Source organism: Pseudophaeobacter sp. A-200-2, assembly GCF_041008815.1.
Classification (GTDB): Bacteria; Pseudomonadota; Alphaproteobacteria; order Rhodobacterales; family Rhodobacteraceae; genus Phycobacter; species Phycobacter gallaeciensis_A.
Genome location: NZ_JAXGFU010000004.1, coordinates 1 through 14,360 on the forward strand (window position 1 = coordinate 1; position 14,360 = coordinate 14,360).

A 14,360-nucleotide genomic window follows, 5' to 3' on the forward strand; every position below is an offset into this window, starting at 1 on the left:
GTTCTTTGATCATTCCGATGATCTGTGCTTCTGTAAAACGGCTCTTTCGCATCTGTTTGCTCCATCAAGAGGTTGAGCAAACTCTACATTAAAGTGCGGGAGATTTCGGGGGGCAGGTCACCTGCTGGCCTTCTAAGTTACATTCTGGTCTCCAGTTGAGCGCTAGAGGTCAGAATGGCGAAGCGCCACGTCCGCGTTCTGCGGTCCGAACCCTGTGTCCGTGGATGTGGCCTTTGAGGCCATCAATTAGTCCACTTAATACGACAGCTTTTTTTGTTCCTTGCCGTCCTCCGAGATGTGAAAGAGAGTGCAGTTGGGGCACTGCCCTTGCGCCATGCTTTTTGAGCTCAAACCCAAAGACAGACGTTTTGATTTCCAACAAAGAGGAAAAATTATCTATGCGTTTGGAAGTCCAGACGCCAGAGGTAATCAGTTGGTAACTCAGGTTGCTTGGCCACCCTTAAGGAAGGTGCAGTGCCTCTCCCCTAAGCGCAGGCTTTCATCAAAAGGATGGAGCTATGGCGTCAAACTCTCCGACACCAAAAAAGCCCTCAGGTCTGCGCGACCTGAGGGCTTTTTATGGCTCCGGCGGTAGGGATCGAACCTACGACCAATTGATTAACAGTCAACTGCTCTACCGCTGAGCTACGCCGGAATGTGAGGCGTGGTATAGAATCTCCGCTCTGCCGCGTCCAGAGAAAATTCTCTCCAAGCTGCAGTTTTTTTCAGCCCCTAAAGTCAGAGCGCGCTTTCTGCCTAACATATTGGTCTTAAGCCCTCTTTCGTCTCCGCGCCGACACCCCCTGTCACCTTAATAGGCCCACTGTGGAACCGACCTCTGTCCACGCGTCTTCGGCAACAAGGGGATCCAAAAGCCCGACCGGATTGCCACGTTGTCCGGCTCGGCGCCGAAGCCCCCCTTCCCCTGTTGATGGTCAACAGCGCGGAGAGCCTGTGCCGCGGTGCGCCGACTTCAGGCGCACATATGGACGGACAAAAAGCTCTCGGCCTCGCACCAGATCTCATCGAGCAGTTCGATCTGGGTGATGTCGCAGCCTTCTGCGTGTTCGATCTCCAGCATCAGCTCGCGGAACCGGGTCAGGCCCAGGACCGCTGCCGATCCCGCCAGGCGGTGTGCCTCCTGGCGCAGCTCTGTCGTCAGCTCCTCGGCCTCGGCCAAAGCTGCCTTCAGCCGCTCCACGTCCTCGCAATATGTCGCGAGGAAGCCGCGAGCGCGTTCCGGGCCAAGCGCATCGAAGAACTGCACGATGTTTTCGTCCTGATTAACCTCCGGCAGCACCGGGGTTCGCCCTGCCCGGCGAGCGATCACATCGGCAAGTTCCTGTTTGCTGATCGGCTTGGTGATGACCTCGGCGAATCCCGCGTCCAGAATGCGGGCGTGATCTTCGGCGGCGGCATGCGCTGTAAGGGCTACGATGTCGGTACCTTCCGCCAGTTTCCGCGCGCGGATCCGGCGAATTGCCTCGATCCCGTCCACCTCTGGCATGCTGATATCCATCAGGATCAGATCGAAACTGCCCGCTTCGGCGCAGTTGATCGCCTCCAGCCCGCCTGCTGCCGTGGTCACCCGCTGCCCCTGCTGGATCAGCATCTTCTCCAAGAGCAGGCGATTGATGTCATTGTCTTCGACGATCAGGACGGCACTGGTCTCCTGTTCCTGATCCGATTGCGCCTCGGCCTTGACCATGGGCGCGCTGGCCACCGGCAGCGGCAGCGACATCGAGAACAGGCTGCCTTCGCCAAGTTCGCTTTCGCAGGTGATTTCACCATCCATCGCCTGCACGATACGGCGGGTGATCGCCAGGCCAAGCCCGGTGCCCTCATTGCCGCGCCGATAGCTGGAATCGAGCATGGTGAACTCTTCAAAGATGCGCTGCAGATCCTCCTGCGGGATACCGGGGCCGGTATCGGCGACATGGAAGTCCACCACATCCGTCTCCGGCAGGCGCTGGATATCGACAGAAACGGCGCCTTCATTGGTGAATTTCACGGCATTTGCGATCAGGTTGAGAAGCGCTTGCTGAATGGCGCGGGGTCGCCCTGCCACCACCGAGGACGGGCCAAGGCTGCAATGCAGCGACAGATCGATTCCCCGGCTCTTTGCGGTGGCCTGCTGGCTTTCAATCAGACCTTCGGCCAGCTCCTTGAGGTCGAAGACACGAATCTTTTCCGGGTCCACCCCTGCTTCAAGCCGGGACAGCTGCAACACGTCGTTCACATGATGCAGCAGAAGCTCCCCCGACACTCGCATTGCCTGGAGATAGCGCATCTGTTCGCCCGAGGGATCGGTGTCTTCCAGAAGGTCGATCGCCCCCAGCACCCCGGTCAGAGGGGTGCGCATTTCGTGGCTCATGACGGTGAGCAGATTGGCCTTGGCACGTTCACCTGCAAGGGCATCATCGCGGGCGGTGCGCAACTCTTCTTCGGCCTGCATCCGGTCCGAAATGTCACGCATGAAGCTGACAAAGACCATATCCTGCCCCGACTGGCTGAGCGAGACCGAGAGTTCGACCGGAAAAATTTCACCGGACTTGCGCACCCCTTCGAGCTGGACCCGGCCGGCGCCGATCACTTTGGTCTGGCCGGTATTGAGGAAACGCGCCATGCCCCGGGCATGCGCTTCGCGCAGGTGCATCGGAATGATCAGCTCCTGCATCTTCTGCCCGATGACTTCGGCGCTGTTGTAGCCAAAAATCGTTTCAGCCGCGCCGTTGAACGCCTGAATACGGCCTTCGGTGTCGACCACCAGAATGGCGTCGAGAGAGGAGGAAATCATCGCCTCCATCTGCGCAGCGGCGCGGCTGCGCTCTTCGGCCAGCTGGCGCCCGCGCCGATACATCTGCGCCAGCATTAGCGCGGTGATCGCAATGGCCGCGAATAACGCCAGAATGACCCAACCCAACTGGTAGAGGATATCGAACAGCTGTAGGCGCTTGGCCTCGGTTCCCTCGACCTGCATCACCACCCCGAACAGGGCAAGTTCACGCACCTTGTCGCCGTTCTGATTCAGTTCCGAACGGACCTGAGAGATATTTTCAATCAACTGCTCGTCGCTGACATCGATCAGATCAGCCAAACGGCCCAGCCGCGCACTGAGATCGGACAGTAACTTGCTGCCCGCCTCGTTGTCGCGCAGCTCCTGAAACAGCGGGCTTTCCTGAAAGGTCGCAATGCGGCTGTAATAAATGTCAAAGCGGCGGCGCAGCAGGGGCAGGTCCTTTGCCTGCCGCGCTGCACCGGCTGCTGCATCCAGTTTCAGATGCTCGACCTCGGCCTGCGACATGACCCATTGCATGTTGTCCGTCGCGGCCGTCGATAGGCCCTCGAGCCTGAGGAGAACCTGTTGACCCAGGCGCACGGACTGTACCACCAGCAAAGGCAGAACGATCAGGGCCGCGACCAGAACCCAGCGCGACGCTAGTGGAAATCGCCAGTCCGTTTCTTTGGTCACCGGGCCACACCTTTACCGCTGGACGTTGATCCCCTCCAGCTGCCAGATGCTTCTGGAGTAGATCGCTTCGGTTTTATACGAGGGATTGCTATCGTAAGGGTAAACGATCCACAAAGGCCCCTTGGAGCGGACCGACATGGTCTTGCCGTTGCGTTCATAGGCGATGATCGGCCCCCCTTCGATCGCATCGGACAGAGGCACCTCGACCATGTAATCGTTGATCGCCCGCGCTTGCAGGACACCAGAGGTCACCCCAAGATGGGCCATGAGATCCTTCAGCGATACGCCGGTGAAGGCCTGCGTGCCAGAGGTCCAGATGGTTTCCGTTTCAAAGGAGGTCTGGCCCAGCGACATTAGCTGATCGCGGGTGAAGGTCGTCGTCGAAGCATCATCCCCTTCGATCTGAACCGTCAGCAGCACGGTGTCGTCGCTGGCGGCCTGCGCCGACGCCCCAAGCCCGAGCATCAGGCCCACCCCCAGCGCCAGAACCAGCGCGCCCAAAACATTCATCCAGCGGATCATCACAACACTCCTTTTTGAAAATACCCAATTTCACCGCGTCGGACACTGACAGATTGTGCCCCCTCTGGCACCAACGCCTCGGGATATGCGCCTATCCCAAAGGATAGGACGCCTGCCGGATGGGTTATTAAAACCCAACCTTTTCAGCTGTCCTTCTCCAGCTTAATTCAGTTATCTTTCTAAATGTTTTATTGAAAACCGGCCCGGGGCACTATTGTCTGCAAGAGGGAAGACACGTCCAGCCGGGGATTGATACTTATGAAACCCTTGTCGTGTAGGTGTCGACTTTGATTGACCTTCGCTGTCGCTAACAGACTCTAGGAATTCTATGCGTATTCTTTTGGCAGATGATCATGACATGGTTCGCGAGACCATTTCCGCCTACCTCAAATCCGAGGGGGGCGCAGAGGTGTTGCTTGCCACCGATCTGCCGGGCGCGATGGAGCTGATCTCCGCGGAAGGCCCGTTTGACCTGGTGTTGCTGGACTACCAGATGCCCGGAATGACGGGACTGGATGGTCTGGCTGAGGCGCTTGCGGCCAATGGCGGCAAGGGCGTTGCGATCCTCTCTGGCAGCGCTCCGGCCAATACTGCCCGGGCGGCGCTCGATGCCGGGGCCATCGGGTTCATTCCGAAGACCATGGGCGCGCAGTCGCTTTTGAACGCGGTCCGCTTCATGAGCGCGGGGGAAATCTATGCTCCGGTCGAATTGATGCGCGCGGAAGAGAGCGCAAATACGCACCCCCTGGCCGAACGGCTGAGCCCGCGGGAGCTGGAAGTCCTGAACGGCCTTTGCCGCGGCCTGTCGAACAAGGAAATCGCCCGCGAGTTGGACTTGCAAGAGGTCACCATTAAACTGCATGTGCGCACCCTCTGCCGCAAGCTGGACGCCAAGAACCGCACCCAAGCTGCCCTGACCGCCAAGGAAGCCGGTCTTTTCTGAACCCCGCCCGCAGACTGCGCCGCACCGGTCGCATTCAGGTGTTCTTTGGCAAGAGGCGGCATTCTTCCTATCCGGCCGTGCGGCCTCTTGATCAGGCCGCCCTCTGCCGTTTCGCACGTCGGCGGGCCGCACCGGCTTCGGCCTTTTCATTCGCCATGTCCTGGATCCAGTCCTCCCAGATCGACCGGTTGTGGTCCAGTTGGACGCTGTCGACAATCTCCACCCGTCCCAGAATCGCAGCCTCAAAGCTTTCCTGTTTCACCTTGCCATAGGCATCGGGCACAAGCCGACGAACGATCTCGGTCTGCGCGATACCGGCAACGGCGGCCTTGGTGGCATGAAGGATACGCGGCGCATGGCGTTTGAATGCTGCAAGGAGACTGCCCGCCCGCACCAGATAGATGCCGGAATTCCACAGGACATCAGGATCGGCCTCATCACCCCCCACTCCAGCGCTGTACAGCGCCTGCATCGGCTCCTGTCCCCGGCGCCGCGACAAGGTTCTGAGACGACCATAAGACCCGTGATCACGGGTTGCCACCGCCACGATACCGCCCTGTTTGGCCGCAGGCAGTGCCGCCTCCAGCGTCTGAAGCAAACGGCCTTCGGAGGCGCAGGAATGGCTGGCAGGCATGATCAGCAACAGCGCATCCGGCGCATCGCGGAACCGCAGCGCAACGGCTGCCAGAGCCGCAGCGGATTTCGACAGCCCCGGCTCGACCAGCAGGGAGCCCTTTACGCCCACCGCGCACATCTGCTGCACTGCCAGACCTTGATTGGCTTCGCAGGTGACCACCGTCGGAGCGGCAAACATCGGATGATCCAGACAGCGGATAACCGATTGGAACCGGCTTTCGATCATCGCTTCCGCGAAGAAATGCGCCGGAACGCGCTCTTCCCCTGCCGGAACCACAGAATTAGCCTGCCCTGCCATCACCACTGGATAAATCATAACAACCCTCGCCGGAGTAAACTGATGCCGACAGGCTTACAGAAACTTCACACAAAAAGCGCCTATCCATGGGGCTGAACAGCGCGCCCAAAAGGATAGGTCGCGCGCAAAGGCGCACCCAATGCGGGAAAGTCGCTGCCGGGCAGCGGTCAGCCGAGAGAGGCAGGCAGATGGGCATAACCCCGGAACCGCATCCGACCGCCAGAGACCCGTCCCGGCAGCAGATGATAATCTGGAAAGCGGCTCAGGAACCGCTCGATGGCGATCTTTCCTTCCAGCCGTGCCAGGGTCAGCCCGACGCAGACATGGGGTCCCCCGGCGAATGCCAGATGCCGGTTCGGCTTGCGCGAGATGTCGAAGCGTTCAGGATGGTCGAACACCTCTGGATCACGGTTGGCGGCGCCGATCACCAGATGCAGGTTGGTGCCCCGCGGGATCTCAAGTCCGCCGATTTCCACCCTCCGCGTGGTTTCCCGGTTGCCCAGCTGGTTCGGGGACCGCATCCGCAACATCTCCTCCACCGCCGTTTTGATCAGTTCCGGCTCCGCCTGCAACCGCGCGCGCTGGTCCGGGTGATCATTCAGCAGCGCCAGACCATTGCCGATCAGGTTGGTGGTGGTCTCATGCCCTGCGTTGAGGATGAAAATACAGTTCTGGATCAGCTCGATCTCGCTCAGCTGCTCATCCGCGCCTTCGCCCCGGATCAGTCGCGTCAGCACGTCGGTTTCCGGATCGCCCGGCGTGGCCCGGCGCCGGGCAATAAGGTCGGTCAGGTAGTCCTTGAACTCTTCCACCGCCTTATGCCCGCGCTCCAGCTCCTCATCGCTGAGCGCAGGTTCCAGCGCCCCGAGGATCGCCAGCGACCAATCGCGCAGCGGCCCGCGTTCCTCCATCGGGACGTCCAGCAGGTTGCCGATGATCTGGATCGGAATAGTCGAGGCGAAATCCTCGATAAGATCGACCTCCTCGCGCCCTTCCATGGCATCCAGCAGATGATCGACGGTTTCAACCAGCCCCGCCTCCATCCGCCCTATGGCACGCGGCGTCAGGGCCGAGGTCATGATCTTGCGCACGCGTGTGTGCAGCGGCGGGTCGGAAAACACCAGCGATGTGGTGTGATGTTCAAAGAGCGGTGAACCTTCGCCGAACTTGGGAGCAAAGGCGGCCTTCTTATCCGAGGAGAAAGACGTGGTGTCCCGATAGATCCGGTCCAGATCCGCATGGCGGCAGATCAGCACCGAGCCATCGGGCTGCTGCAGAATGGGCGCCTCAGCCAGCAGGGCATCGTAGAAGGGAAACGGATCCTCCACAAAGCCCTCGGGTGGGTTTGCCAGATCAAAATTCAGAATGTCGGGTGCGGTTTGCGGTTGTGTCACGTCGTCTCCTCCCAGAACGTGCCGTAACGTCCGCTGTCGTTTTGAGACTGTCAATCTCTGCGGCGCAAAATTCCGCTACGAAATCAGCGTGACAGCCCCGGACGCCCCGGATATGTTCGCCCTATGTCCACGCCTATCTCATCCATCCGCAACCTTGGCCCGGCCTCGGAAGAGTCCTTTGCCCGTGCAGGCATCCACTCCGCCGAGGAGCTGCGCGAGCTTGGCGCGGATGCGGCCTATGCGCGGCTGCTGCAGGCGGGCAGTCGCCCTCATTTCATCGGGTACTATGTGCTGGTGATGGGGCTTCAGGGGCGCCCGTGGAACGATTGCAAGGGCGAAGAGAAAAAAACCTTGCGCAAACGGTTCGACCAGATCAAGGCGGAAAACACCACGGCCAAGAGCGAGGCCGCCGGTCTGTCCCGGCTAGAACGCGAGCTCGATGCCATCGGCGTCATTCCCCGCCGGGGATAAGCGCTCCTCCCCCTTTCCAAAGGAAACGAACGAACGAAAAAGGCCGCCCCGGTGTCCCGAGGCGGCCCTGAAATCCGGGTCACGGAAAGTCAGGCTTAGCCGACCAGTTCCAGACCGGAGAAGAAGTATGCGATTTCAACCGCTGCGGTTTCCGGCGCGTCGGAGCCGTGAACCGAGTTTTCGCCAACCGATTCCGCGAACTCGGCGCGGATGGTGCCGGGAGCGGCGTCTGCCGGGTTGGTGGCGCCCATGATTTCGCGGTTTTTCGCGATGGCGTTTTCACCTTCAAGAACCTGACACACGATCGGCTCGGAGGACATGAATTCGCACAGTTCGTCATAGAAGGGACGCTCGGCGTGCACTTCGTAGAACTTGCCGGCCTGTTCCTTGGTCAGGTGGATGCGCTTCTGCGCGACGATGCGCAGACCTGCTTCTTCAAATTTGGCGTTGATTGCGCCGGTCAGGTTACGGCGGGTTGCATCGGGCTTGATGATCGAAAAGGTGCGTTCCAGTGCCATCGGGCGTTCTCCATTAGTGTTCGGCTGGGGCAAATCCCCGCGCCGGATATATCGCGCGCCGGGTAACATGCCTGCGCTCGCTTGGGAAGGGCTGAGTTGCTCCCAGGCGCTCAAATCCACGCTGTCAACACGGCCTGCGATCAGCCCGCTTCGGGCAAAGGTTCGCGTATATCGACCCAGCGCACATACAGCGCCGAGGCCAGCGCCAGGATACTGGCGCACAGGATGATCCCCAGCACCATGAAGGGCGCGTTTTCAGGCGCCACCAAAGCACCGGTCAGCGAGGTCAGAACCGCCCCCAGCGCCACCGACAAGGCCCCCGACAACCCCGAAGCGCTGCCCGCCAGATGCGGGCGCACCGACATCAGCCCGGCGCTGGCATTGGCGATGGTCAGACCGTTGCCAAATCCGACAAAGATCGCGGCGCCGAAAAACACCGGAACCGAACCCTGCCCGATCGCGAACAGGAACAATCCGCCAAGCGGGCCGAGCGTCGCGCTGATACGGCCAATCAGGATCAGCGTCAGCAGCGACACCCGCCCCGCCACCCGTCCGGTGATGAAATTGCCCACCATGAAACCGCTGGTGATGATGCCGATGCCCAGCCCCACCATGGCAGGGCTGAGGTCGAACCAGGCCGCTGCCACCAGCGGCGCCCCGGTGATGAAAGAGAAGAACCCGCCGACCGAAAAGGCCACACAAAGGCTGTACCCCCAGAACCGGCGCGAGGCCAATAGCTCAGGATAGGTGCGCATCTGGGCGCCAAAGGTGGCCGAGCGGTTGTCGTTCGTCTCGCCCCAGTCGCCCCAGGCCAGCGCCAGTATGGCAAGGCCCATCACGGTATAAAGGATGAATCCCGCCCGCCAGCCAAAGGCCATTTCGAGAAAACCGCCCAGCATCGGCCCCAGCATCGGCGCCAGTGCCATCGCCATGGAGACATAGCCCATCTTGCTGGCGGCCTCTTCGGCGCTGTGCATGTCTCGGATCGCAGCGCGGGAGACCACCTGCCCCGCCACCACGGCCCCTTGCAGCAGGCGAAAGCCAAGGAACACCCAGATCGATTGCGCCAGCGCGCAGCCGATTGAGGCAAGGGCAAAGACCAGCAGCGACACCAGCACCACCGGACGGCGTCCGAAGCGGTCCGACAAAGGCCCCATAACCAGCTGCAATACCGCAGAAATCGCCAGGTAACCGGCGATGGACAAGTTCACCAGACCATAGTCGGCCTGAAAATCCTCTCCGATCCGTGCCAGCGACGGCAGGAACATGTTGAGCGACAGCACCGAAAGGGCGGTGCCGAAGATCAGCGTGGCAATATGAGGGGCCGTTTGCGCAGCTCGCATGGCAGTCACCGGACGTAGAACGGGAGAAAGACGAATTCCCGCCTTGGCTATCACGTGCTCCGGAGATGGGCCAGTTGATACCCAGCTGAGACGCAGCGTGCAAAGGCGCTGGTCGGGCGCGATACCCTCTGCTATGAGCGCGGCCATGCTACGTATTTCGGACATCACCTATTCGGTCGAAGGCCGCCCCCTGTTCGACGGGGCCAGCGCCACCATTCCCACCGGCCACAAGGTTGGCCTTGTGGGGCGCAACGGCACCGGGAAGACCACCCTCTTCCGCCTGATCAAGGGCGAACTGGCGCTGGAAGGCGGCAGTATTTCGTTGCCGTCCCGGGCGCGGATCGGCGGTATAGCGCAAGAGGCACCCGCCTCGGACGTGTCGCTGATCAACACGGTGCTGGCCGCAGACATCGAACGGGCCGAGCTGATGGCCGAAGCCGAGACCGCGACGGATCCCGGGCGCATCGCCGAGGTGCAGACCCGGCTTGCCGATATCGACGCCTGGTCCGCCGAGGCCCGCGCGGCCTCCATCCTCAAGGGGCTTGGCTTTGACGAAGAGGCGCAACAGCGCCCCTGCGCCGATTTCTCGGGTGGCTGGCGGATGCGGGTGGCGCTTGCCGCTGTGTTGTTCTCCGAACCCGATCTGCTGCTGCTCGACGAGCCGACCAACTATCTCGACCTCGAAGGCGCGCTCTGGCTTGAGGCCTATCTGGTGAAATACCCTCATACGGTCATCATCATCAGCCACGACCGCGAACTTCTGAACCGCTCGGTCGGGGGGATCCTGCATCTGGAGGATCGCGGCCTCATCTACTACGGCGGCAACTATGACCAGTTCGCCCGCCAGCGCGCCGCCAACCGCGCCAATCAGGCCGCAGCCGCCAAGAAACAAGAGGCGCAGCGCGCCCACCTGCAGGCATTCGTGGACCGGTTCAAGGCCAAGGCCAGCAAGGCCAAGCAGGCGCAAAGCCGCGTGAAGATGCTGGAAAAGATGGAAACCATTCGCGCGCCCGAAGACGCAGCACGCACAGTCTTCACCTTCCCGGAGCCCGAAGAACTGTCGCCGCCGATCATCGCCACCGAGGGCGTTTCGGTCGGCTATGGCGACACGGTAATCCTCAGCAAACTGGACCTGCGCATCGATCAGGACGACCGGATTGCGCTGTTGGGCAAGAACGGCGAAGGCAAATCCACCCTGTCGAAAATGCTCTCGGGCCGTCTTGCACCGATGTCCGGCAAGATGACGCAATCGAGCAAGCTGCGCATCGGTTTCTTTGCCCAGCATCAGGTCGACGAGCTTTATATCGACGAAACCCCGCTGCAGCACCTGCAGCGCGAGCGCCCCGAAGAAGGTCAGGCGAAACTGCGGGCACGCCTTGCGGGCTTTGGCCTTGGCGCCGCGCAGGCGGATACCGAGGTCGGACGCCTGTCGGGCGGGCAAAAGGCGCGCCTGTCACTGCTTCTGGCAACACTGGATGCGCCGCATCTTCTGATCCTCGACGAGCCGACCAACCACCTTGATATCGAAAGCCGCGAAGCGCTGGTGGAAGCGCTGACCGCCTATACCGGGGCGGTGATCCTTGTCAGCCACGACATGCACCTTCTGAGCCTTGTGGCCGACCGGCTGTGGCTGGTGTCGCAAGGTACGGTGAAACCCTATGAGGGTGATCTGACCTCTTACCGGTCGCTGCTGCTGGAAAAGGACAAACCTGCGTCGAAACCGGCCGCTGCCAAGCCAAAGCCGAAACGCCCCACGCGCGATGCCATGCTGGCGCTGCGCGCGGAGGCCCGTAAAGCCGAGGAACGCGTCAGCAAACTGACCGCAATGAAGGACAAGCTTGACATCAAGCTGGCGGACCCGGAACTCTACGAGGCAGAGAAGAAGGACGAAGCCCGCGTCTGGCAAGGCAAGCACGCCGAAGTCATCGAGGCGCTGGACCGCGCCGAACTGCTGTGGATGCGGGCGCTGGAGAAACTGGAAAAAGCCGAATCCCTATGATCGACACGGCCTTTATGATCACCTCTTTTGTCACGCTTTTCGTGATTATTGATCCTATTGGCCTGACCCCGATCTTTCTGGCGCTGACACAAGGCATGACCGCGTCCGAGCGGCGTGGCGTGGCCATTCGCGCTTCGCTGACCGCGACCTTCATCCTCGCGCTATTTACCCTGTTCGGAGAGGCGGTTCTGGCCTTTGTCGGCATCTCAATGCCCGCCTTCCGCGTCGCAGGTGGCGCGCTGCTGTTTCTCACCGCGCTCGACATGCTGTTTGAACGGCGCACCAAACGCCGCGAACATCAGGGCGAGGAAGCCACCGAGGTCGAAGACCCGTCCGTCTTCCCCATCTCCATCCCGCTGATCGCAGGCCCTGGCTCGATTGCAACCGTGATCCTGCTCGCCGGTCAGAAACCGGGCATCGAAGGCTTTGCCCTGGTGATGAGCATCGTTCTGGCGGTGTTGTCGCTTATGCTGGTGATGTTCCTTGTCTCCGGCGTGCTGGAGCGGCTTCTGGGCAAGACCGGGATCAACGTGGTGACCCGGCTTCTGGGCATGCTTTTGGCGGCGCTTTCGGTGCAGTTCATTCTGGACGGTCTGCGCGCCTTTGGCTTTGCCGCAGGCTAGTATCGCGGCGCGAACTTCCTACATCAGAAAGCAGGAGGCGCGCTGATGACTGATATGGACTATGCCCGGGTGATTTATCTTGTCCTGCTGCTGGTGGCGGTAGGATCCTGGGTCTTCGTGCAGAACCGGCAGTCGCTGGGCAAGACGGTGCAGATGCTCGCCGTTTGGGCGTTTATCTTCCTTGGGGTGATCGCTGCCTATGGTCTGTGGGGCGATATCCGCAGCACGGTAATGCCACAGCAAAGCGTGATCACCGAACAAGGCCGGGTGGAGGTGCCAATGGCGCCTGATGGCCATTACTACCTAACCCTCTCGATCAACGGCACGCCGGTCAATTTCCTGGTGGATACCGGCGCCAGTCAGGTGGTGCTGAGCCACGCGGACGCTGAGCGCGCTGGGATCGACACCGACAAACTGGCCTATCTGGGCCGCGCGCAGACTGCCAATGGCGAAGTGCGCACCGCTTCTTTCTGGGTGGATGAGATGTCGCTTGGCGGGATCACCGACAGCGATGTGCGGGTTTGGGTCAACGCCGGTGAGATGGATAAATCCCTGCTTGGCATGGGCTATCTGCAACGCTGGTCACGGATCGAGATCCAGAACCGCGCCCTTGTGCTGACCCGTTAAGTTACGGAGCAACACAAAACGGGGCAGAGATGCGCCCTGCCCCATAGCCTGAACGCCCATCTTTCTTGCTGAGCTTACTTGCTGAGCCGCGCCTTGGGATACCCCGCGCCGCGCACGGCGTTCAGGGCTTCATCACCTGCCCCAGTGGCCGTGAAAGGCCCTGCCAAAACAACTTTGTAGGTCTTGCCCTTGCGGGTGAGCGTGCCCAGACGGACCGGCAAGCCAGTGCTGCGGGCCAGATCCCGCGCAGCAGCGCGCGCCGCCGCCGGATCGCCAAAGGTCGCTGCACGGACGTAGCGACGCGGTGTGGCTTCAGATGCAGCCGCTCCCGCCTCGGGTTCCGACCTGGTCGACAGACGCAATGCCAGCGGCTCGCGCGCCTCGGCGGCGCTGCGGGCCTGACGCCCCGACAATGTGACCGTCTGCCGGTCCAGCGGTTTGCGCACCAGTTTACGCGGCAGGCCATCGGTCCAAACCTCGGCCATCTGCGCATCTCCTGCAGCGCTGCGCACGCCGCGCATTGTATTCATGCGGTCGTCATCCCGTTCCACCCGGACGTAACCCGGCGGCACCGCAGTCTGTCCATTCGGCGTGGCCGCTGTCAGCGTACGCTCGGCGCGCCGGGGGTTCAGACGATCATCCTCCCAGACTGGGCGGTAGCCTTCCGGCACCGTCAGCCCCGTGCTCAGTCGGCGCTGCTGATAGACATGTGCCGGCAGGATACGGGTGTTGGGCGCCAGTTGAAGCGACGAGTTCTGATCGCCCGCCCTGTCCCGGCCATAAGTCACCGGCGCTTCGGCCTGCGGGCCACAGCGGACGCCTGCGGATTTGTTGATGTACTGCTGGCTGATCGCCGAAGCCCCAGGGCAGCCGCCAGACGTCGGCGCCGTGCGCACTTGCTGCGGTGCAGGCTGCGGCGCCGGAACAACCGGAGCCGGTTTCACGACACGCCGGGGCGCGGCGGTGGTGACCCGCGTGGGGCGGGCACTGGTGCTTTGCGCAGTGCGGCGCGGTTTGGTGGTTGCGGCGACTGCAGGGGCGCTTGCAGGAGCCGTCGTCCGAGACGTGGGCGTCGCCTTTTTGGCGGGAGCCGTTGCAACCGCGGTCGCGGCGGGTTGCTGTTCCTGTGGCAGGGTGATGATTTCAGGCCCCGCGTTCGCCTGCGGCTGGCGTTTAGCAGCCCCTGCGATGGTAGTAGGCTTATAGCCGCACAGTTGCTTGCGGCTGCGGGTTACGCGGGGCACCCAGTTCACATTGCCGTCGATCCCGGCGCGGATATAGATACAACCGCGGCTGTCGACATATTGCTTACCCTTATAAGAGGCCGGGGGCACCTCTGCTGGGGGACCGGAGGCCCGCAGCGTCTGCGCCTCCACGGCCTGACCCACGCCTTGAACGCTCAGCGTGCCTGCAATGATGGCGAGCGCGACAATTCTTGTTATCTTCATACCAGAGCCCCACAACATATGGGCATACGATGCCTGATAACCAAATCTTAGTAAACCCGGCGCCGG

Annotated in this window: 12 protein-coding genes and 1 tRNA gene; 5 read left to right on the top strand and 8 right to left on the bottom strand. The window is 61.5% G+C overall.

The features are described from left to right. Positions 1-580 precede the first annotated feature (580 nt). The 3 genes from SM766_RS07250 to SM766_RS07260 all read right to left on the bottom strand — a co-directional run bounded on the left by SM766_RS07250 (position 581) and on the right by SM766_RS07260 (position 3,994). Positions 581-655: transfer RNA gene (locus SM766_RS07250), tRNA-Asn, on the bottom strand. A gap of 318 nt (positions 656-973) precedes the next feature. Then, positions 974-3,472 carry a hybrid sensor histidine kinase/response regulator gene (locus SM766_RS07255; protein ID WP_368947361.1) on the bottom strand — a complete coding sequence of 833 codons (2,499 nt, stop codon included), beginning with the start codon at positions 3,470-3,472 and terminating at the stop codon, positions 974-976. Between the two features lie 12 nt (positions 3,473-3,484). Continuing rightward, positions 3,485-3,994 (bottom strand): putative pterin-binding protein, encoded by a 510-nt coding sequence (locus tag SM766_RS07260; RefSeq protein WP_274836832.1) that lies wholly within the window; start codon positions 3,992-3,994, stop codon positions 3,485-3,487. 328 nt (positions 3,995-4,322) lie between these two features. On the opposite strand from SM766_RS07260, the gene SM766_RS07265 reads away from it, so the two are divergent. Beyond that, positions 4,323-4,937, top strand: a complete 615-nt coding sequence (locus tag SM766_RS07265; RefSeq protein ID WP_274828475.1) for a response regulator transcription factor — start codon at positions 4,323-4,325, stop codon at positions 4,935-4,937. Between the two features lie 91 nt (positions 4,938-5,028). Here SM766_RS07265 and SM766_RS07270 read toward each other — a convergent pair whose 3' ends face one another. Together SM766_RS07270 and SM766_RS07275 are read right to left on the bottom strand one after the other, a co-directional pair. After that, positions 5,029-5,889, bottom strand: coding sequence for a hypothetical protein (locus SM766_RS07270; RefSeq protein WP_368947362.1), 861 nt, complete (start codon positions 5,887-5,889; stop codon positions 5,029-5,031). 149 nt (positions 5,890-6,038) lie between these two features. Next, complete coding sequence (locus tag SM766_RS07275) at positions 6,039-7,265, bottom strand: cytochrome P450 (RefSeq protein WP_368947363.1); 1,227 nt, start codon at positions 7,263-7,265, stop codon at positions 6,039-6,041. Positions 7,266-7,388: 123 nt separating this feature from the next. On the opposite strand from SM766_RS07275, the gene SM766_RS07280 reads away from it, so the two are divergent. Then, on the top strand, positions 7,389-7,736 hold the full coding sequence (locus SM766_RS07280) for a TfoX/Sxy family protein (RefSeq protein WP_368947364.1): 348 nt from the start codon (positions 7,389-7,391) through the stop codon (positions 7,734-7,736). A 95-nt stretch (positions 7,737-7,831) separates the two neighbouring features. Here SM766_RS07280 and ndk read toward each other — a convergent pair whose 3' ends face one another. Together ndk and SM766_RS07290 are read right to left on the bottom strand one after the other, a co-directional pair. Further along, the gene (gene ndk / locus SM766_RS07285) at positions 7,832-8,254 is read right to left on the bottom strand and encodes a nucleoside-diphosphate kinase (RefSeq protein ID WP_065273293.1); all 423 of its coding nucleotides are present in this window, start codon (positions 8,252-8,254) and stop codon (positions 7,832-7,834) included. A 140-nt stretch (positions 8,255-8,394) separates the two neighbouring features. After that, complete coding sequence (locus SM766_RS07290) at positions 8,395-9,597, bottom strand: multidrug effflux MFS transporter (RefSeq protein ID WP_368947365.1); 1,203 nt, start codon at positions 9,595-9,597, stop codon at positions 8,395-8,397. 145 nt (positions 9,598-9,742) lie between these two features. Here SM766_RS07290 and SM766_RS07295 point away from each other — a divergent pair, with 145 nt between their 5' ends. The 3 genes from SM766_RS07295 to SM766_RS07305 are packed head-to-tail and all read left to right on the top strand — an operon-like array spanning position 9,743 to position 12,846. Next, entirely contained in the window at positions 9,743-11,596 is a 1,854-nt protein-coding gene (locus SM766_RS07295; protein WP_368947366.1) for an ABC-F family ATP-binding cassette domain-containing protein, read from the top strand. Continuing rightward, entirely contained in the window at positions 11,593-12,219 is a 627-nt protein-coding gene (locus SM766_RS07300; RefSeq protein ID WP_065273291.1) for a MarC family protein, read from the top strand. The genes SM766_RS07295 and SM766_RS07300 overlap by 4 nt, the downstream gene beginning before the upstream one ends. A gap of 45 nt (positions 12,220-12,264) precedes the next feature. Continuing rightward, positions 12,265-12,846 (top strand): retropepsin-like aspartic protease family protein, encoded by a 582-nt coding sequence (locus tag SM766_RS07305; RefSeq protein WP_368947367.1) that lies wholly within the window; start codon positions 12,265-12,267, stop codon positions 12,844-12,846. A gap of 74 nt (positions 12,847-12,920) precedes the next feature. On the opposite strand, the gene SM766_RS07310 is transcribed toward SM766_RS07305, so the two are convergent. Next, the gene (locus tag SM766_RS07310; RefSeq protein ID WP_368947368.1) at positions 12,921-14,294 is read right to left on the bottom strand and encodes an SPOR domain-containing protein; all 1,374 of its coding nucleotides are present in this window, start codon (positions 14,292-14,294) and stop codon (positions 12,921-12,923) included. Positions 14,295-14,360 lie beyond the last annotated feature (66 nt).

What these genes read in the sequence shown, in the direction of transcription:
- SM766_RS07310 (WP_368947368.1), bottom strand. Translation starts at nt 14,294, where the DNA reads ATGAAGATAACAAGAATTGTCGCGCTCGCCATCATTGCAGGCACGCTG.
- SM766_RS07265 (WP_274828475.1), top strand. Translation starts at nt 4,323, where the DNA reads ATGCGTATTCTTTTGGCAGATGATCATGACATGGTTCGCGAGACCATT.
- SM766_RS07280 (WP_368947364.1), top strand. Translation starts at nt 7,389, where the DNA reads ATGTCCACGCCTATCTCATCCATCCGCAACCTTGGCCCGGCCTCGGAA.
- SM766_RS07270 (WP_368947362.1), bottom strand. Translation starts at nt 5,889, where the DNA reads ATGATTTATCCAGTGGTGATGGCAGGGCAGGCTAATTCTGTGGTTCCG.
- SM766_RS07300 (WP_065273291.1), top strand. Translation starts at nt 11,593, where the DNA reads ATGATCGACACGGCCTTTATGATCACCTCTTTTGTCACGCTTTTCGTG.
- SM766_RS07290 (WP_368947365.1), bottom strand. Translation starts at nt 9,597, where the DNA reads ATGCGAGCTGCGCAAACGGCCCCTCATATTGCCACGCTGATCTTCGGC.
- SM766_RS07305 (WP_368947367.1), top strand. Translation starts at nt 12,265, where the DNA reads ATGACTGATATGGACTATGCCCGGGTGATTTATCTTGTCCTGCTGCTG.
- SM766_RS07260 (WP_274836832.1), bottom strand. Translation starts at nt 3,994, where the DNA reads ATGATCCGCTGGATGAATGTTTTGGGCGCGCTGGTTCTGGCGCTGGGG.
- ndk (WP_065273293.1), bottom strand. Translation starts at nt 8,254, where the DNA reads ATGGCACTGGAACGCACCTTTTCGATCATCAAGCCCGATGCAACCCGC.
- SM766_RS07295 (WP_368947366.1), top strand. Translation starts at nt 9,743, where the DNA reads ATGCTACGTATTTCGGACATCACCTATTCGGTCGAAGGCCGCCCCCTG.